The following is an 18,124-nucleotide window of genomic DNA, read 5'->3' on the forward strand; positions in this document are numbered from 1 at the left end:
TTCCGGCCAAGGCCCGAAAACCGGCGAGCTTTCACTCGCCGGTTTTTTTCATGCTAAAAAACGGATCAAGGCGCATACTACATGATACGGTGAGATGGAATCATTTTTTCATTTAAAGGAGCGTTTTGACATTGGCACCGGGTATTCCGGCGCAACTTTGCGTCTGGACCGTATGGATTTTATCAGTCACCGGTTGGTTGCCGCAGATCCATCAAGCATTTCACGTGGAAGATGCAAAACGATTCCGAAGATGGTTGTTATCATGGGGATTGGTATTTCCGTTGGAAGTGCAAATCACGCCGGATGTGCATGTTCAATTATCCTGGTTGTGGTTGGCGGCGGGATTTTTGGTATTGTTGACCAAAAGTGATCTTCATGAATGGGGAAAGCTGTTGGTAAGTATAGCAATGACCGGTGTGGTTTTCTTTCTGATCAGGGAATGGTCCTGGACTCGTCCGTCATTTACGGGCATCTGGGTCCATGGGGTCATGTTGGGTTTGCTATGGTTGCTTTTGTGGACAGGGCACAAAAACTGGATTGATCGAACAGTCGCCGTTCTGGGTGGACTGTTAATAGCAGACGGAATATGGTTGATGCTTCATCGCCAGATGTTTCGGCCGCTTCAAATCGGACACGGGGCATGGATGGATATGGTGATGCTCTTCCTGGCGGGATGGTTGACCGTGCATGTGTGTGGGAAATCTGCGGTCGATTGGGTTCGTGTACGGCTGTTTCGAACAACGCGTTGATCAGGATGGGGAGGTTTTGATTGGATGATGCAAGGGCTGATGCGTTTGGATCTGTATACGTGGGCGGTGATCATCGGTGTGTTGGCCGGTTTTGTGACACGACTCCTCATGTTGCGGACGGATTATCGACACTACCCCACATACCCGCACGGGCACGTGATGCATTTGTCGTTGGGGCTGATCGCCGCTGGTATGGGTGCAGTTGCTGTCCCCGCATTGTTGGACCGCAACTATACGGCCATCACGTTTTTGGCCCTGGCAGCACAACAATTTCGCGAAGTACGCAACATGGAACGTGAAACAATGTCCAAACTGGATCATATGGAACTGGTGCCTCGTGGTGCTTCTTATATCGAGGGAATCGCCATGGTATTTGAGGGGCGAAACTATTTAGTCATTTTTTCTTCGTTTATCACTTCCCTTGCCGTGGTGATCAGCCATCGCTGGTACGGTGGCGTAATCACGGGATTGGTCATGATCCTCGCGGCAGCCCGACTGCGCACGGGGAAAGTCCTGCGGGAAATTGCTGAAATCCGCCTCGGAAACTTGCGTTGGGAGGGGGCTAACCTGTTTGTGGACGACATTCATTTGATGAACGTGGGACTGAAAAAGGATCGGGAAAGGATTGAACAACACGGGGTGGGTGTGGTGGTTCGGCCGTTGGATGGCGTTAGTGTGGTTACCTTGGCCAACCTGGGACAACGACAGGCGATTCTACACGATGTTTCGGCCAGACTGGGGGTCTACCGCGATACCGGGGATGCCGGATTGGTACCGATCGCCAAACGAAAGCTGGATGACGGACGATTAGGAATTTTGGTGTTACCGCATGAAAAGGATGAGCAAAAAATCCTCGAGGCCGTGGCTCGTGTACCCGTACTGGAAAGTGCCATCCGTATGCCGGCAGAGACCCAGCATCGCAACACTTCGTCGGTCAGGAGGGGATAGTCATGATCGATATCACCATTGCGCAATCGATATTGGCTGTTGTTTCCTGTAAACCTAACCGTATAGGCAATGGCGCGGTTCCCGTATTTTTGGCACAATCAACAGAAGAGGTGCAGAAGTTGGGTGCGACTCTGGGCCAAATATTGGACGGGATGGTACATGAACTGGAGCCGGAGACCATCATCGTCGTGAAGCATTCGTGAAAAGAAGGATTTATCTCAGTGAGGATGACGGAGCTGCTGCGTTGGTGGCGGCTTATGGGGATTCCCATCGCTGGCAGAAAGATGGGGTACCGGCGGACGTCGTAACATGGGGACGAAAAACAGGCATGGATTGGGCACAGGTGGGCCGGTTGTGGCCCGCCGGTTCGAGTGAGGATGGTCATGCTTTGTTTTTCGGGGGTGTCAGACAAAACGGAAAGATCGTGGAGAGGGCACTCCATTATTTCCTGCCGCTGGTCGGATCTTCTCCGCTTGACTGGGAAATGATCCTTTTGACATCCCGCAGTCCACGTGTGCGGTCATGGCGGGAGCTGGAAAAACAAGTGCAGCGCCTGTTTCCGCAAGTGGCAAAGGAGCTGAAACGGTGAACATCATCTACCATTGTTACGGCAGTGCCCATTCTTCCGTGATCGCCGCCGCCATTCATTTGGGGAAACTGCCGGATTCACGGATTCCCGGGGTGCACGAGATTATGGCACTACCCGATTTCGATCGATCCGACGACCGATATCTCGGGTCTCTTTTTTACAAAGGAAAGGACGAAAAAGGGTTTTGCGTATATACATTGGGCTTGGGTGGCCAGTCCGCGGCAGCGCTTCAAACGATCAAGTCGATGTTGGCGTTGGAGGGAGCCGATCCCGAGTCTTTTCACTTTGTTGGCGCGTTGCACTGTATCACGTTCATGACCAAAGTGGGAGGAGCTTTGTCTCGGCGTTATGGTCTTAGTTTCATCGGCCGCCCGATCGCAGCTTGGGGTATCACACGCAGTTACCCGACATTGGTCGCTTTGGTGAAACAGGTAAAACAGCAGTTACATGGGGCAGGAGAAGCCATGGATTTGTCAAGGGTGTGTCCGGTCATTCACAGATCCGAATAACGAGGGCGGACGGTTTCCCACAAGTGTATCCAGGATGGGAAAACATCCCCCAGGGTTGGAGAAAGCAGTTGAGGCCGGTTTCTGGTTGATTAATCGTGTTTTTACGGATAAGATAAGGTATGTCTGGCTGACAGGTTCGGATTTGTACGATCTGAGGAGAGGTAGCAGATGAGTTTGCCAGTAGTAGCCATTGTAGGTCGACCCAATGTGGGGAAATCGACCATTTTCAACCGAATAGCAGGGGAAAGAATCGCGATCGTGGAAGATAAACCAGGGATCACCCGGGATCGGATCTATTGCCGAGGTGAATGGAACGGGCGCTCCTTCCATCTGATTGACACTGGTGGATTGGAGTTTGGCGGCGATGACGAGATGTTGGAGCATATCCGACATCAGGCCGAGTTGGCGATCGAAGAGGCACACGTCATTCTGTTTCTCGTCGACGGTCAGGCAGGGATGACCGCGACCGACGAAGAAGTGGCGCGTCTGCTTCATCGTTCCAACAAACCGGTGGTCGTCGGGGTGAACAAGGTGGATCATCCCAGCCATCGGGAAGTAATTTATGATTTTTACCAAATGGGATTTGGAGATGTGTTTCCGATCTCTGCCTTGCATGGTACGGGGACGGGTGATTTGCTGGACCGCATCGTCGAGTTGTTCCCCGATCTGGAAGAGGAAGAATACGACGAGGATACGATTCGTGTCTGTTTGATCGGACGGCCCAACGTCGGCAAATCGTCGTTGGTGAATGCGATCTTGGGAGAAGAACGCGTGATTGTCAGTCCGGTGGCGGGTACAACCCGGGACGCGATCGACACGCCGTTTGAGCGGGACGGACAAAAGTATGTACTGATCGATACTGCAGGTATGCGTAAAAAAGGACGGGTGTACGAAACCACCGAGAAGTACAGCGTGCTCCGTGCGCTCAAAGCAATTGAACGTTCCGATGTCGTCTTGGTGGTGTTGGACGGGGAACGTGGAATTGCCGAGCAGGACAAGCGGATTGCCGGTTATGCGCATGAAGCCGGACGGGCATCCATTTTTGTGGTGAATAAGTGGGACGCGGTCGAAAAAGATGACAAGACGATGGACCGTTTTCGCCGGGAGATTCGGGACGAGTTCCACTTCATGGATTATGCGCCCAGCCTGTTCGTCTCGGCAAAAACGAAGCGGCGGGTGCATACAATTTTGCCGATGGTGAATGAGGTAGCCGAACAGCATGCGATGCGCGTGTCCACTTCTGTGCTGAACGAAGTGTTGACCGATGCCGTACTGACGACACCACCACCTTCGGACAAAGGGAAACGTCTGCGGATTTTGTATGGCACCCAGGTGTCCGTGAAACCGCCGACATTCGTGTTGTTTGTCAATGATCCCGAGCTGGCGCATTTCAGTTATCAACGGTATCTGGAAAATCGGCTGCGCGAAGCGTTCGGTTTCCACGGAACGCCCATACGGTTGTTGTTGCGTAAACGAAACGAATAGAACAAGAGGAAACACGTGGTTTGAGGGGAGACGATTATGATTGGCCTAGCAGTATTGTTGTCTTATCTCATCGGTTCCATCAGTTTCAGCTATGTAATCGTACGGTTGGCCAGGGGGATCGATATCCGGCAATATGGCAGCGGCAATGCGGGAGCCACCAATACATTGCGTGTAGTGGGAAAAGGGCCGGCTGCCTTGGTTTTTCTGTTGGACGGCGTCAAGGGAATGCTGGCAGTCGGTTTGGGGTACTGGTTGGACGGCTCCCCTGCTGCCATGATCTTGTGCGGCTTGGCGGCGATTGTGGGGCATAATTGGCCGATATTCCTGGGCTTTCGCGGAGGAAAGGGTATTGCCACCACTATCGGTGTGATGGCGGTTCTGACTTTTCAGGCAGCACTGATTGCCGGGATTTTCGCTATCGCCTCCATCATCTTGACGCGTTATGTTTCGCTTGGCTCGTTGATCTTCGTTGTCGGTTTGCCGATCATGATTGGCTGGATCGGCTATCCTTCACCGTATTTTTCGGTGAGTCTGGTGATCGCACTGCTGGCCGTCATCCGTCATTCCCGCAACATTCGCGCGTTGCTTGCTGGAACTGAACGCCGGTTGGAATCGAAGGATCGATGATAGGAATGATCGGATGGAGGGAAGTCCATGGGAAAGAAAACGGCCGCCGTGCTGGGAGCGGGCAGTTGGGGAACTGTCTTGGCGACGGTATTGGCGGACAATGGTTTTGAAGTGATCATGTGGGCACGACGGGAATCTACGGTGCAGGAAATCAATGAGCATCACCGCAATTCCCGATACATACCCGATGTCCATTTGCCCCGGTCCATTCGTGCCACGACATCAATAGAAGGAGCGATACGCGACCGGGAGATGGTGCTTTTCGTGGTTCCGTCGCAGTCGATGCGTGAAGTGGCGCGTGCGGCGGCACCCCATTTGCGGAAGGACGCCTTGATTATCCATGCGTCAAAAGGATTTGAACTGGATTCACTCAAACGGATGTCGGAAGTGTTGAAGGAAGAACTGCCAACCGGGCTTCGGGAGAAGATAGCGGTATTGTCAGGACCGAGCCATGCGGAAGAAGTGGCGAAAAAATCACCCACGACTGTTGTGGTTTCATCCGAGCGGCAACAAACGGCAGAGCTGGCTCAGTCCTACCTGATCAATCCGTATTTCCGCGTCTACACCAATCCCGATATGGTGGGAGTGGAAATCGGGGGATCACTCAAAAATATCATCGCATTGGGTGCGGGTTTATCTGACGGACTGGGCTTCGGAGACAATGCCAAAGCCGCCTTGGTCACACGCGGGTTGGCTGAGATTACCCGATTGGGCATGGCGATGGGGGCCCGTCCGATCACATTTGCCGGACTGGCTGGTGTGGGGGACCTGGTGGTCACGTGCACCAGTCGTCACAGCCGTAACTGGCGTGCGGGTCACATGCTCAGCCAGGGCATGAGCTTAGATGAGGTACTCGAACGTATGGGGATGGTGGTCGAGGGTGTGAAAACGACCCGGGCCGCTTACCGTTTGGCCCAGCAATATCAGGTGGAGATGCCCATCACCAACGAATTGCACGCAGTGCTGTTCGACCGGAAAGATCCTCGCCAAGCGGTCGAGGATTTGATGTGTCGCGGCAAGACAAATGAGATGGAGGAAATTGTACAGGGATGGTAGGATTGGGCGATTGGTTGGGTGCCAGGATTGTGGAGAACGTCATATCCTGAAAGTACAGCTCACCATTACCGATCCAAATCAGCTCTTAGAATTCGGGTTAGGGACCAGACTCAGTTGGCTGAAGCGGTAATGGGGTAAATGAAAGGGGTAACGCAACTAGCGTTACCCCTGTTTTTGCTGTCGCTCATCTTCGGGTCCGGGCAATTCGCTCACTTTGGCAAACGATCTCAGAAGGCTTTGCAATATCGGGGATTGCAGCAGATTCCACAGTTGACTCAAATCGAGATTGCCCGATAATCCCGGCGGAGAAAAAGGACCGGGATTATCGCGGTTGTCGTCTGAAAACGGCAGAGACGGTGGACGGTTTCGGAAGCCTCCGGGCGGACCAAAGGGAAAGAGAGGGCGGCGTGGCCCATTTCTGTTGCCCATATAGGTTTGAGCCAGTTCAAACATTCGAAACGCCGAATCCATGATGCGTTCGATCCGCTGGATTGATTGACTTAAGTCTTGGATGGTCGAACGGACATTGGCAAACCCGGAAATGATGCTGGCGAGATTGAGAGAAGAGAGCGGTTCGGCTTGAACCGGTTTGGTCGGGGATTGTCGGGGCTTGCGAGTTTGCGCGCGACGACGGGGACTCGGTTTTGCTTTTTTGATACGCGTATTTTTCGGTTTCAACGAAATTTCCTCCACTCGGGCTTTTGTCATCCTATCCTATGCGTTTGCACCAGAGAAGAGTAAGGACAGTCGCCCGTTTCGTTGGTAGGCATCCGTGGATTTGCTATACTGTAGGAGAAACGGGGAGGGAACGATATCGTGGATGTGATGATGGCGCTGTTTTTGTTGGTGTTGGCCAATTTTCTGATCGCACTGTCCAGATTGAGCCAGAGGAGAATCTGGCAGGGGTTCTGGAAAATTTTTGCCTTCTTGGCCTTCATATTGGCTTTTTTGTTCGGGTTGCGCTCGTTTTTGTAAGAGGAGGATGGACGATGAAACGGTGGATCGGGTGGATCAGTGTATTCGTCAGCTTTCTGATGATGACGGGGTGCATGTATCCCCAGAATCTGCGTCAGGACGTCGCACATCTCCCTCAGCATGTGTCGACGGTACAGGCAGCGGTGGATGCGTATCGAAAAAATGAGAGGAATCGGTTGCCCATCAAGGAAAGGGCGCCGCAAGCACCATTTTTGTATGGGAAATACATCATCGATTTTTCCAAACTGCAAGGTTATATCAGCCAGATTCCGCCCAGTGCGTTTGAGGAGGGTGGGGATTTCCTCTATGTGCTGACGGTGGTGGACAAGCAGTTGGCGGTCCGTCTGTATGATTTGCGGGTGACGGAAAAGCTGCGGGAGCTTCAGCCGGCCATACAGGTTTATCGTGAGAAAAACGGAAAATGGCCATTCGCCTCCGTGGTAGGCAATGGGTTCTATACGATCGACTACCGGGTGTTGCAGACGGACCCGGTGACGATTCCCAGTCCATACCATCCTCATTTGCAGCTTCCTCTGTTGATTGACGACAAAGGGCGGCTGTACGTGGATTACCGAATGGATGTCATGCAATACCTGCAGCAGTCTTCGAAGCGTCTCCCCGAAGGGACCGACATGGTAGGGTGGTTGGAAAAACAGTCGTTGTACCTTCCGGCGCATACACCACCGATGCGGTTGAAAAAAGGGGAGCCGGTCTTGGAACGTGTCCGGTAAATCCGTTGGCTAAGTTGTGTGATCAGTCAGGCGGTAACGGTTTCCGATGCGGATGATATTCACTGGGCAAGTCACGGGGTGATCACGCTAAGCATATTTGTCTCCTGGTATTCATACATGTGAAAGCAAACGGATCTGATTTTAAACGCAAAGGATTGAGGCGGATGGAGACAAATGCATTGACCGTGGTGTTGGTATTGGCCGCTTTTCTGCTTGGAAGGCTGTCAGCATCGGTGAAAGTCGTCGGGTTTCGCACCAAACTACAAGAAAAAGATGATCAAACTCCCCAATCGCCGTTTCGTTGGTGATCAGCGGTAAAAGTCCAACGGGCTCCGATTTCCCGTCTGAAGCTCACAACGGGAAATTCGGACCCTCCTCTGCTAGAGCCTGTATGCTGAGTATTGTCCGAATGCTTTCCCGGGTTCGCTCCACCTGCGTCCTCACGGAATTACCAGATACACACTCGAAATCACGGGAGGTTTCAACCGCTTGTCCGATTCTCAGCCGCAAAATGCGGCTCTTTTTTTTGACCGGTATCATAAAGGGGAAATGACCTCATATATTTATAGTGTCCAAAAATCGTACGGGAACAGCGGAGGGGAGGGGAGCGCCCTTTTCGCACCGGCGACATTTCCGTTGATCATGGTAACGGAACCATTGAAGGAGGGGTTCTCGTGAAAAAAATCGATATCTTCAAAGATATTGCGGAACGAACGGGAGGGGATATTTACCTCGGGGTGGTCGGTGCGGTGCGCACCGGGAAGTCGACGTTTATCAAGCGGTTTATGGAACAAGTAGTGATACCCAACATCAGCGAAGAATCCGAACGCATTCGGGCAACTGATGAGCTGCCGCATAGTGGGGCGGGCAAGACGATCACGACGATCGAGCCCAAATTCGTTCCCAATCAGGCGGTCAACATTCATGTCAGCGAAGGATTGGACATCAATGTCCGTTTAGTGGACTGCGTCGGCTACGCGATCGAAGGGGCCAAAGGTTATGAGGATGATAACGGCCCACGTATGATCAACACCCCTTGGTTTGACGATCCCGTTCCTTTCCAGGAAGCGGCCGAAGTCGGCACGCGCAAGGTGATTCAGGAGCATTCCACGTTGGGTGTGGTGGTGACGACGGACGGCAGCATTACCGACATCCCCCGCTATGCGTATGAAGAAGTGGAGGAGCGGGTGGTCGAGGAGCTGAAAGAAGTCGGCAAGCCGTTCATCATGGTACTCAATTCAAACCGTCCCTATTCGGAGAAAACGCAGGCACTCCGACAGGAGCTGACCGAGAAATACGACATCCCCGTGATGGCGCTGTCAGTGGCCAATATGGGTGAAGAAGAGATCCTGCAAGTGATGAAAGAAGTGCTCTTCGAGTTTCCGGTTCATGAAGTGAACGTCAATCTGCCGAGCTGGGTGATGGTGCTGGATGAGGACCACTGGCTGCGCCAGGAATTTGAGAACTCCGTCCGTGAAACGGTGAAGGATATCCGTCGTCTGCGCGATGTCGATGCTGTGGTGGAACAATTCGCGCACTACGACTTTATCGACCGGGCCGCTCTTTCCGGCATGGACATGGGTCAAGGGATTGCCGAGATCGATCTTTACGCGCCGGATGAGTTGTACGATCGAATTCTGACTGAGGTGGTCGGAGTTGAAATTCGCGGTAAGGATCACCTATTGGAGTTGATGGTGGAGTTCACGCGGGCCAAAAAGGAATATGACAAGGTAGCCGAAGCGCTGAAGATGGTCCGGACAACTGGTTACGGGGTAGCCGCGCCTACGCTGGACGAAATGACGCTGGATGAGCCGGAACTGATCAAACAGGGTTCCCGATTTGGGGTCCGGCTCAAGGCGACAGCACCGTCGATTCATATGATCAAGGTGAACGTGCATTCCGAGTTTGCCCCCATCATCGGATCGGAAAGGCAGAGCGAAGAACTGGTCAACTACCTGATGCGCGACTTTGAACAGGATCCTCTGAAAATTTGGGAATCGGACATTTTCGGCAGGTCGCTCAATTCAATCGTAAGGGAAGGCATTCAAGCCAAATTGTCGATGATGCCGGAAAATGCCCGGTACAAACTACAAGAGACATTGGAGCGGATCATCAATGAAGGTTCGGGCGGACTGATCGCCATCATCTTATAAAAATGGATTCATTTTCAAAAAGCGCTCATTCGGAGTGCTTTTTTTGCTTTGTTTTTCGCAAAGAAACACGCGAATCCCCTTGAATTCTCCCCACTGTCTGTATTACTATAGGTTTGTCCCTCACGACCGCCTTAGGATCGCCTACTTTCCAGATTTGGAAGGTGCGGTAGGCGGTGAAAGAAGGGGGTCTCGTGAGAGAGGAGGTGAGGGTTGTGAACAAGACGGAATTGATTGCCAAAGTGGCGGAAAAAACCCAAATGACGAAGAAAGATGCCACCCAATCCGTTGAGGCCGTGTTGGAAGCCATCACCGAAGCGCTGAAAAACGGTGAGAAAGTGCAACTGATCGGGTTTGGCAACTTTGAAGTCCGTGAACGCGCTGCCCGTAAAGGGCGCAACCCGCAAACCGGAAAAGAAATCACCATTCCGGCCAGCAAGGTTCCGGCTTTCAAACCGGGCAAAGCGCTGAAGGACGAAGTGAACAAGTAATGAAAAGTACTAATCACAGGTATTCGGCCTGTGGGGGTACATATGAACGTCAAGGCCCGTATCCCGGGCCTTTTTATTTTATGGTATAATGGCGGGGACGTTTCGATGATTTGCGCCAGCGGACAGTCGGGATAGGAATCAGGCTCAAACGGACAGACTATGTGGAGGCGAAATAAAATATGCGAGTGGATCACGAAAAGATTCAGACCGCGGTGCGGATGATCTTGGAGGCGATCGGAGAGGATCCGGATCGGGAAGGTCTGAGGGATACGCCAGCTCGTGTGGCACGAATGTATGAGGAAGTGTTTGCCGGATTGGATCAGGATCCCGGCGAATATTTTTCGGTCATATTCAGCGAAGACCATGAAGAATTGGTATTGGTGAAGGACATTCCGTTTTTCTCCATGTGCGAACACCATTTGGTTCCGTTTTACGGAAAAGCACATGTCGGATACATTCCACGTGGCGGTCGTGTGACCGGTCTCAGCAAATTGGCTCGGGCGGTGGAGGCTGTTGCACGACGTCCGCAACTGCAGGAGCGCATCACTGCCACCGTGGCGGATGCAATCATGGAAAAACTGGATCCTCACGGCGTGATTGTCGTGGTGGAGGCCGAACATATGTGCATGACGATGCGGGGCGTGAAAAAGCCGGGCTCCAAAACCGTCACATCGGCCGTTCGTGGCATATTCGCCGAAAATGCAGCAGCCCGTGCGGAGGCGCTCAGCCTGATCGGGATTCGCTAAAAAAATTTGCCCGACATCTCTTGACAGAAACACAGTTCCGAGATATATTTATAAACGTCGCTTCTGTATCAGAATATATCTTGGAACGATGTCGGGCTATGGCGCAGCTTGGTAGCGCGCTTGCATGGGGCGCAAGAGGTCGTCGGTTCAAATCCGGCTAGCCCGACCAAACCAGACTCTCCGAAACGGTCGGAGGGTCTTTTCTTTTATTGTCGATTCTCCATTGACAAGGTGTCGGCGATTAAGGCATAGTGTGATTGATCAATAGAGGAGGCGATGGGGATGGAACCGATTACAAGCGATTATATCGTGATCAAGGCGAAAGAAAACGGGGTCAACGTGATCGGGTTGACACGGGGTAAGGATACGCGGTTTCATCACTCGGAAAAGCTGGACAAAGGAGAAGTGATGATCGCGCAATTTACGGAACACACTTCGGCGATCAAGGTTCGCGGCAAAGCGACCATTTTGACGCGATATGGAACGATCGATACGGAAGAGTGAACACCGGGAGGCATGATTTCCCCACCGTTCCGATACAATGATCTCAGGACGGGAAAAGGGGGATGGGCATTGAAGCGCTTGGCCCGGGCGTTGTTTGCGTCGGTGTTTTTGTCCGTGATGTTGGCGGCATTGTTGTCATTGGCACCGGTGTTATCAAAGCATGGGAGCGGTTCTCTTCCCGTTTTTCGGGTGGAACAGCCGATGCATTTGACGGAAGGAACGTTGGTCGATTTTCTATCCCGTCAATCGATGAATATGCGGCTTCACCACGTAGAGTGGGAGCGCAACAGTTTAACACTGGATTTGTCGACCACCCGTTTGACGAATGAGCGGTATCGGGAAATGTACCTTTTGATACAACGTACACTTACACAGACGGACAATGTGGAATCGGTTCGTCTGACGGTATATGATGCATCGCCGGCCACTCCCGCACCACTGATGACAGTGCGGGCGACACGGGGGGATTTGCGTAAGAGTCCCGCGGTGCAACAGGAGTCCGAACGGTCGTACCAGCAATATCTGGAACGGTTCTTTGAGGTGAAACGATACTGATGATCCCTTCAGGAAGAGGTGATTCGTGTCGCTTCGTCAAAATTATGGTATACTGGACAAGAAGAACATGTCATCGATTTGTCTGTAGGTGGGGGGCGCGACATGACGTCCGTACATACCGAATGGGAATCCATCGTGGAAGAGATCGCTCAATATGCAGAAAACCCGTTTGTCAAGCGCTGTCTCGGCCGACCTCATGTGCCATCTTTTTTTGTACAGGTACTTTATATGATGTTGAAGTCGCATGAACTGCCCATTTCGCGGATTCGCCGGTTGTGTACGGCGACTGCTTTATTGCAAATGGCCTTGGACATTCACGAAACGGTCTCGCTGGACAAGCCGAAAACGGAAGAGCAAATGCGCATACGTCAACTCACCGTCTTGGCCGGTGATTATTATTCCAGTCAGTTTTACCGTTTATTGAGCGAGCAGGGAGAAGTGGAAGCCGTAGCATGTTTGGCCCAGGCAACCTGCCGCATCAACGAAGCGAAAATGCGTTTGTATGCGTTGCGCGACGATACACGAACGTCATCCTCGGTGTGGCTTCCATTGATTCGGCGAATCCGGGGCGAATTGCTTGCGGCGTTGGCCGATTTTTTTCATGCAGAAAACCGGTGGGACCATTCATGGCGCCCGCTGGCGGAGCGTTTGATGGCGCTCGATTACCTCGTCTCGCCCCGCGTGAAAGAGACATTTCCGTGGTTGTCCGACGATTCGGTTCCGGCCGTTTTGTTGGAGGAAATCCAATCTTGGCTGGAAGGAATGAAGCTGTCGGAAGAGCGCCAAGAATGGGCGGAGGCGATCCAGCGTAGATTTGCTCCGGTATTGGGAGAGCCGCTACTCCGGGAAGGGTGAAATCATGTCGGTGGATCAGGATCAAATGTCTCGGTCGAAAGAACAGTTTGTCCACAGTGTCTTTGAAAGTATCGCACATCGATATGACCGGATGAACACGATCCTCAGTTTCAGGCGTCACAAGGCATGGCGCAAGTTCACCATGAAGGTGATGGCGGTCAAGCCGGGCGATACCGCCATTGACGTCTGTTGCGGGACGGGCGACTGGGCGATCGCGCTGGCGGAGGCGTCGGGAACGGGAGAGATCGTGGGGCTGGATTTCAGCCAAAACATGCTGAAAGTGGCGGAAAGAAAAATTGGCGAAAGGGGACTTGACCAGCAAATCCGTTTGATTCACGGCAACGCGATGGCATTGCCTTTTGCAGACAACACCTTCGACCATGCGACGATCGGCTTCGCCTTGCGCAACGTGCCGGATTATCGTCACGTGTTGCGCGAAATGGCCCGTGTGGTCAAGCCGGGCGGTCAGGTCGTTTCCCTGGAATTGTCCAAGCCGACCTGGGCGCCGTTTCGCGCGGTGTACTATCTGTACTTTCGACGGATTCTGCCCTTGCTGGGCAAATGGTTGGCAGGACGGTACGAGCAATACCGTTGGTTGCCGGAATCATTGGCTCAATTTCCCGATTACAAGGAATTGGCGCGCATCATGGAAGAAGAAGGTGTATTTGAATCGGTGCGGGTCTTTCCGTTGACCGGCGGGATTGCGGCTGTGCACATCGGCATCAAGAAACGGGATGTATGAGAGATAGAAAGGTCGATGCAGGATGAGATGGTGGCAAAAGCTCAGGATCATTCTCAATATGATCAAGTTTGAACATACCGTGTTTGCTTTGCCATTCGCCTATCTGGGTGCCGTATTGGGGAATGTGATGGTGGAGGGAGGTTTGCCCACCTGGCGAGAAGTCGGTTGGATCACCGTGGCCATGGTGGGTGCGCGCAGTGCGGCGATGGCGCTCAACCGGCTGATCGACCGCCATATCGACGCGAAAAACCCGCGAACGACACAGCGGGAGATTCCGGCGGGAAAAATTTCCGTTCCGGCCGTTTGGGTCTTTGTGCTTGTCTCGTTCCTATTGCTGTTTGTGGCCGCCTGGCAACTGAACCCATTGGCCGTCCAGCTGATGCCAATCGCTGTGTTGGTGTTGACCGTTTACTCCTATACCAAGCGGTTTACCTGGGCTTGTCATTTGGTGCTGGGTGCGGCGATCGGTTTGGCCCCCATGGGCGGGTGGGTGGCAGCCACCGGGCAACTGGATGGGACGGCTTGGCTGTTGTTTGTGACGGTGGCGTTGTGGACGGCAGGGTTTGATGTCATCTATGCGTGTCAAGACATCGATTTCGATCGCCAGGAAGGGTTATATTCCATTCCTGCACGATTCGGTCTGGCCCGTGCACTCCGTTATTCGGCATGGATGCATGTCGGAACCGCCATCGGCCTGATTTTGCTGATCCAGATCACACCGCTCAGTGCGTGGTACGGTGCCGGCGTCTTGATCGCATTAGCGATTCTGTATTATGAGCACCGAATCGTGTCACCCGACGATTTATCCCGTCTGAACACAGCCTTTTTCACGATGAACGGCGTATTGAGCGTGATTGTGTTTCTCTTTGCGATGGCGGATGTGATATTGAGATGAGTGCCAAACGGTTTGTGGTGGGCATGACGGGGGCGAGCGGCGCCCCCTATGCATTGTGTTTGTTGGAAGAACTGCTTCGTCAGGGACACGAAGTTCATCTGGTGGTGACCGAAGCCGCCTGGCGGGTACTGAAGGAAGAGCACGATTGGGACGTGTCCGCCCGGGAGGGGGCTTTTCGTGATCGGTGGCGGAATCTGCCCGGACGGCTGGTCCATCATCCGATCAAGGATATCGGGGCTTCGATCGCCTCGGGTTCTTATCCGGTGGACGGGATGGTGGTGATCCCCTGTTCGATGGGGACATTGGCGAAGCTGGCTGCGGGATTGTCCACCAATCTCTTGGAGCGGGCAGCGGACGTGATGATCAAGGAAGGGCGTCCGCTCGTATTGGTACCGCGCGAGACGCCGTTGTCTTCTATCCACTTGGAAAACATGTTACGTCTCTCCAGAATCGGCGTCAAAATCGTTCCGGCAATGCCGGCTTTCTACCACCGTCCCGAAACACTGGACGACATCGTGAGGTTCGTGGCCGGTAAGGCGCTTGATCAGATGTCGGTTCCGCATCAATTGTATCGACGATGGGAGGGAAGGCGATGAGACCCCTGCGGATCGGTCGAATCGCGTTTACGAATGTTTTACCACTGTATCATTATTTTGATTCAGATGGGCTACCTGTGGAGCTGGTGCCCATGGTGCCGTCCCAACTGAACCGGCTCATGGCCGCCGGGGAGATCGACATGGGGCCCATTTCTTCTTTCGCTTATGCCGATCAGTATCCGAACTACGTCCTTTTGCCGGATTTATCAGTCAGTGCCAGGGGACGGGTCGGTTCCATTTTTTTGTTTACGCGTGATGCGGCTTTGTCCGATCTTCGTTCGGCCAAAATCGCGCTTACCAACACCTCGGCTTCGTCAGTGGCGTTGCTCAAGGTACTGCTCAATGGATTTGAGCGGGGAAATCCCGAATACGTCACCATGCCGCCTTCGCTCGGCGACATGATGGAGCAGGCGGATGCAGCCTTGTTGATCGGTGACGATGCCATTCGGGCTCAGTGGGACAATCCGGGATACCGCGTGTTGGATCTGGGGTGGGAATGGTACCAACGGACCGGATTGGACATGGTGTTTGCGGTTTGGGCGGTGCGCAGAGAAGTAGTGGAAGAGCGGCCTGATCTGTTGTATGCCGTATATGAACGGTTCTTTGCCAGCAAAGAACAGAGCCGCCTCGATCCCACACCGGTTATCCGCGAGGCGCAGCGTCAATTGGGTGGTGATGAGGCGTTCTGGCGGAATTATTACAATGGATTGTGTTATGATTTGCGCCAGCCTCAACTGGAAGGGCTGGAAGCATACTATCGGCGTGCCGCCGAGATCGGGCTGTTATCCCCGAATGTGCGGATTGAGGTGTTGGATTTGCCTGCGGGCACAAGTACGGGCGAACCAAGGTGAATGTCATGAGACTCCATGAAATTTATGAGGATCTGAAAAATGACTTAGAATCGATTGAGCAGGAACTGTCGGCAACGGTCGCATCCCGGGACAGCCAGCTGGCGGCGTCGGCCGGCCACTTGCTCCATGCTGGTGGGAAACGGCTCCGACCTGTTTTTGTATTGTTGTCAGGGCGGTTCGGCAAGTATGATCTGGAGCGTTTGAAAAGGATCGCCGTCCCTCTGGAGCTGATTCACATGGCCACACTGGTGCATGATGATGTGATCGACGATGCGGAGACCCGACGGGGGAGAAAAACGGTGAAGGCTCAATGGGACAACCGTGTAGCCATGTACACCGGGGATTTCATATTTGCCCGCGCCTTGGAAGTGGTTGCCCAGATCGGTCAGCCGCGGATTCACCATATATTGTCCCGTGCGATCGTGCAGATGTGCCGGGGGGAAATCGAACAGATCCGCGATTTTTACAACCCCGGTCAGCATTTGCTGCGTTATCTGCACCGAATCAAGCGGAAAACGGCGCTCCTGATGGCGATCAGCTGCCAATTGGGAGCACTGGCAAGCAACGCATCCGAGGAGATTGTGCGGGTATTATACCGATACGGATATTATGTGGGCATGGCGTTTCAGATTACTGACGACGTGTTGGATCTGACCGGTAACGAACAGCAACTCGGCAAGCCAGCCGGGAGTGATTTGCGTCAGGGAAACGTGACATTGCCGGTCATTCATACTTTGCAGTTCGGGAAAAGGGAGGATCGTGAACGGATTTTGGCGTTTTTGCGTTCACGTGGTGAAGAAGTGTCGTTGGACGAAGTGTTGGCACGCGTCCGTCATGCTGAGGGGATACCGTTTTCGCTCAACCTGGCCGAACGGTATTTGGAGAAGGCGCTGTCGATGGTGGACGTCTTGCCGCCGTGCACTGCGCGAGAATCGTTGCGTATGATTGCCAGGTTTGTCGGTACACGCACGTATTAGGATGTGTGCTCACTTTCGCTACAAAGGAACTTGTCCGTTAAGTTTCTGATAACATGTTTGCTTTTGACCAGCTGAATCTGGTACAATTCCGTTGGGCTACCGCATGGTAGCCCTTTCAATGGCGATTTACATAGCATGGAGGCGAAACCATGGAAAAGACGTTTGTGATGGTGAAGCCGGATGGGGTACAACGCGGACTCATCGGCGAAATTGTGTCGCGCTTCGAGAAAAAAGGGTATCAGCTCGTGGCGGCCAAATTGATGACGGTTTCCCGGGAGCTGGCTGAAAAGCATTATGCCGAGCACAAAGAGAAGCCGTTCTTCGGTGAATTGGTGGATTTCATCACGTCAGGTCCGGTGTTCGCCATGGTGTGGCAAGGACAAAACGTGATCGCTGGAGCCCGGCAAATGATGGGCAAAACCAATCCCGCTGATGCCGCACCGGGTACGATTCGCGGTGATTTCGGCATCAGTGTGGGGATGAACATCATCCACGGCTCTGATTCCCCGGAAAGCGCGGAACGGGAAATCAATCTCTGGTTTGGTGAGCAGGAACTGATCACCTACGACAAAACGATCAACAAATGGATCGGATAAACAACAGCCCGGAAATCACTCCGGGCTGAAATTGTTATCCGACCGCTGTCCTCGCAGATGGTTGACCTCCTCCGAATCCTCATTTTTCCCCTTCCGAATCCACCCATTCTTCGGCCCATGCTTGAACGGCATCCATCACCGGTCGCAGTGCTTTTCCCTTTTCGGTAAGCGCATATTCGATCCGCACGGGCTTTTCCGGATAAATGTTGCGTTTTAACACCCCGGCGGCTTCCAATTCCTTGAAACGTTCGGACAGCATTTTATCGCTCATTTGAGGAATGCTGTCGGAGATGTCACGAAACCGTCGGGGACCGTCCATCAGTACCCGGATGATCAATCCGGTCCACCGCTTCCCCAGTAGTTCAAAAGCAGCTTCGAATTTGGGACAAAGAGGATGTGGGTGCATCACCATCACCTCCTGGATTTTATTTTAACATAGTTACTTGACAAAAGTAAGTTATCATCGTATGATACAGATGCAAAGTAAATAACTGATA

25 protein-coding genes and 1 tRNA gene are annotated in these 18,124 nt (G+C 52.9%); 24 read left to right on the top strand and 2 right to left on the bottom strand.

Annotated elements, in window-relative coordinates:
* The first annotated feature begins 131 nt into the window (after window positions 1–131).
* The 8 genes from KI215_RS07700 to KI215_RS07735 all read left to right on the top strand — a co-directional run bounded on the left by KI215_RS07700 (window position 132) and on the right by KI215_RS07735 (window position 5,963).
* A complete protein-coding gene (locus KI215_RS07700) occupies window positions 132–749 on the top strand; it encodes a YphA family membrane protein (protein ID WP_212774934.1) in 618 nt (205 codons plus the stop codon).
* Window positions 750–773: 24 nt separating this feature from the next.
* Window positions 774–1,697: a YIEGIA family protein gene (locus KI215_RS07705; RefSeq protein WP_212774935.1), complete on the top strand. Its 924-nt coding sequence runs from the start codon at window positions 774–776 to the stop codon at window positions 1,695–1,697.
* Between the two features lie 2 nt (window positions 1,698–1,699).
* The gene (locus KI215_RS07710; protein WP_212774936.1) at window positions 1,700–1,900 is read left to right on the top strand and encodes a capping complex subunit for YIEGIA; all 201 of its coding nucleotides are present in this window, start codon (window positions 1,700–1,702) and stop codon (window positions 1,898–1,900) included.
* Complete coding sequence (locus tag KI215_RS07715; protein WP_212774937.1) at window positions 1,897–2,286, top strand: hypothetical protein; 390 nt, start codon at window positions 1,897–1,899, stop codon at window positions 2,284–2,286. Before KI215_RS07710 ends, KI215_RS07715 begins: the two co-directional genes overlap by 4 nt.
* Window positions 2,283–2,795, top strand: coding sequence for a DUF3189 family protein (locus KI215_RS07720; protein WP_212774938.1), 513 nt, complete (start codon window positions 2,283–2,285; stop codon window positions 2,793–2,795). Before KI215_RS07715 ends, KI215_RS07720 begins: the two co-directional genes overlap by 4 nt.
* A gap of 168 nt (window positions 2,796–2,963) precedes the next feature.
* The gene (der, locus tag KI215_RS07725) at window positions 2,964–4,280 is read left to right on the top strand and encodes a ribosome biogenesis GTPase Der (RefSeq protein WP_212774939.1); all 1,317 of its coding nucleotides are present in this window, start codon (window positions 2,964–2,966) and stop codon (window positions 4,278–4,280) included.
* Between the two features lie 36 nt (window positions 4,281–4,316).
* Window positions 4,317–4,907 (top strand): glycerol-3-phosphate 1-O-acyltransferase PlsY, encoded by a 591-nt coding sequence (plsY, locus tag KI215_RS07730; protein ID WP_212774940.1) that lies wholly within the window; start codon window positions 4,317–4,319, stop codon window positions 4,905–4,907.
* A gap of 27 nt (window positions 4,908–4,934) precedes the next feature.
* A complete protein-coding gene (locus tag KI215_RS07735; RefSeq protein ID WP_212774941.1) occupies window positions 4,935–5,963 on the top strand; it encodes an NAD(P)H-dependent glycerol-3-phosphate dehydrogenase in 1,029 nt (342 codons plus the stop codon).
* A gap of 162 nt (window positions 5,964–6,125) precedes the next feature.
* On the opposite strand, the gene KI215_RS07740 is transcribed toward KI215_RS07735, so the two are convergent.
* Window positions 6,126–6,641, bottom strand: coding sequence for a hypothetical protein (locus KI215_RS07740; protein ID WP_212774942.1), 516 nt, complete (start codon window positions 6,639–6,641; stop codon window positions 6,126–6,128).
* Between the two features lie 138 nt (window positions 6,642–6,779).
* On the opposite strand from KI215_RS07740, the gene KI215_RS07745 reads away from it, so the two are divergent.
* From KI215_RS07745 to ndk, 16 genes are all read left to right on the top strand, one after another.
* Window positions 6,780–6,938, top strand: coding sequence for a hypothetical protein (locus KI215_RS07745; RefSeq protein ID WP_212774943.1), 159 nt, complete (start codon window positions 6,780–6,782; stop codon window positions 6,936–6,938).
* A gap of 14 nt (window positions 6,939–6,952) precedes the next feature.
* Window positions 6,953–7,669 (top strand): hypothetical protein, encoded by a 717-nt coding sequence (locus KI215_RS07750; protein ID WP_212774944.1) that lies wholly within the window; start codon window positions 6,953–6,955, stop codon window positions 7,667–7,669.
* 164 nt (window positions 7,670–7,833) lie between these two features.
* Window positions 7,834–7,977 (top strand): hypothetical protein, encoded by a 144-nt coding sequence (locus KI215_RS07755; RefSeq protein ID WP_212774945.1) that lies wholly within the window; start codon window positions 7,834–7,836, stop codon window positions 7,975–7,977.
* A gap of 366 nt (window positions 7,978–8,343) precedes the next feature.
* Window positions 8,344–9,822, top strand: coding sequence for a stage IV sporulation protein A (gene spoIVA, locus KI215_RS07760; protein WP_212774946.1), 1,479 nt, complete (start codon window positions 8,344–8,346; stop codon window positions 9,820–9,822).
* A 212-nt stretch (window positions 9,823–10,034) separates the two neighbouring features.
* On the top strand, window positions 10,035–10,310 hold the full coding sequence (locus tag KI215_RS07765) for an HU family DNA-binding protein (protein WP_205494954.1): 276 nt from the start codon (window positions 10,035–10,037) through the stop codon (window positions 10,308–10,310).
* A 179-nt stretch (window positions 10,311–10,489) separates the two neighbouring features.
* Window positions 10,490–11,056, top strand: a complete 567-nt coding sequence (gene folE / locus KI215_RS07770; protein ID WP_212774947.1) for a GTP cyclohydrolase I FolE — start codon at window positions 10,490–10,492, stop codon at window positions 11,054–11,056.
* Window positions 11,057–11,148: 92 nt separating this feature from the next.
* Window positions 11,149–11,225 (top strand) — tRNA-Pro (locus KI215_RS07775).
* Window positions 11,226–11,338: 113 nt separating this feature from the next.
* Window positions 11,339–11,560, top strand: a complete 222-nt coding sequence (mtrB, locus tag KI215_RS07780; RefSeq protein WP_212774948.1) for a trp RNA-binding attenuation protein MtrB — start codon at window positions 11,339–11,341, stop codon at window positions 11,558–11,560.
* A 69-nt stretch (window positions 11,561–11,629) separates the two neighbouring features.
* Window positions 11,630–12,115: a hypothetical protein gene (locus KI215_RS07785; RefSeq protein ID WP_212774949.1), complete on the top strand. Its 486-nt coding sequence runs from the start codon at window positions 11,630–11,632 to the stop codon at window positions 12,113–12,115.
* Window positions 12,116–12,217: 102 nt separating this feature from the next.
* Window positions 12,218–12,970 (top strand): heptaprenyl diphosphate synthase component 1, encoded by a 753-nt coding sequence (locus KI215_RS07790; protein ID WP_212774950.1) that lies wholly within the window; start codon window positions 12,218–12,220, stop codon window positions 12,968–12,970.
* Window positions 12,971–12,974: 4 nt separating this feature from the next.
* Window positions 12,975–13,712, top strand: a complete 738-nt coding sequence (locus tag KI215_RS07795) for a demethylmenaquinone methyltransferase (RefSeq protein WP_275956748.1) — start codon at window positions 12,975–12,977, stop codon at window positions 13,710–13,712.
* A gap of 58 nt (window positions 13,713–13,770) precedes the next feature.
* Window positions 13,771–14,607 carry a UbiA-like polyprenyltransferase gene (locus tag KI215_RS07800; RefSeq protein ID WP_246512243.1) on the top strand — a complete coding sequence of 279 codons (837 nt, stop codon included), beginning with the start codon at window positions 13,771–13,773 and terminating at the stop codon, window positions 14,605–14,607.
* On the top strand, window positions 14,604–15,203 hold the full coding sequence (locus tag KI215_RS07805) for a UbiX family flavin prenyltransferase (protein WP_212774952.1): 600 nt from the start codon (window positions 14,604–14,606) through the stop codon (window positions 15,201–15,203). Before KI215_RS07800 ends, KI215_RS07805 begins: the two co-directional genes overlap by 4 nt.
* Window positions 15,200–16,054: a menaquinone biosynthetic enzyme MqnA/MqnD family protein gene (locus KI215_RS07810; RefSeq protein WP_212774953.1), complete on the top strand. Its 855-nt coding sequence runs from the start codon at window positions 15,200–15,202 to the stop codon at window positions 16,052–16,054. Before KI215_RS07805 ends, KI215_RS07810 begins: the two co-directional genes overlap by 4 nt.
* A 5-nt stretch (window positions 16,055–16,059) precedes the next feature.
* Window positions 16,060–17,031: a polyprenyl synthetase family protein gene (locus KI215_RS07815; RefSeq protein WP_212774954.1), complete on the top strand. Its 972-nt coding sequence runs from the start codon at window positions 16,060–16,062 to the stop codon at window positions 17,029–17,031.
* A gap of 149 nt (window positions 17,032–17,180) precedes the next feature.
* Window positions 17,181–17,627 (top strand): nucleoside-diphosphate kinase, encoded by a 447-nt coding sequence (gene ndk / locus KI215_RS07820; RefSeq protein WP_212774955.1) that lies wholly within the window; start codon window positions 17,181–17,183, stop codon window positions 17,625–17,627.
* Between the two features lie 79 nt (window positions 17,628–17,706).
* Here the strand turns inward: ndk and KI215_RS07825 are convergent, their stop codons facing one another.
* Window positions 17,707–18,033, bottom strand: coding sequence for a winged helix-turn-helix transcriptional regulator (locus KI215_RS07825; protein ID WP_212774956.1), 327 nt, complete (start codon window positions 18,031–18,033; stop codon window positions 17,707–17,709).
* Window positions 18,034–18,124: the final 91 nt, after the last annotated feature.

It is taken from the genome of Polycladomyces abyssicola (assembly GCF_018326425.1).
In the GTDB taxonomy this organism is placed as follows: domain Bacteria; phylum Bacillota; class Bacilli; order Thermoactinomycetales; family JIR-001; genus Polycladomyces; species Polycladomyces abyssicola.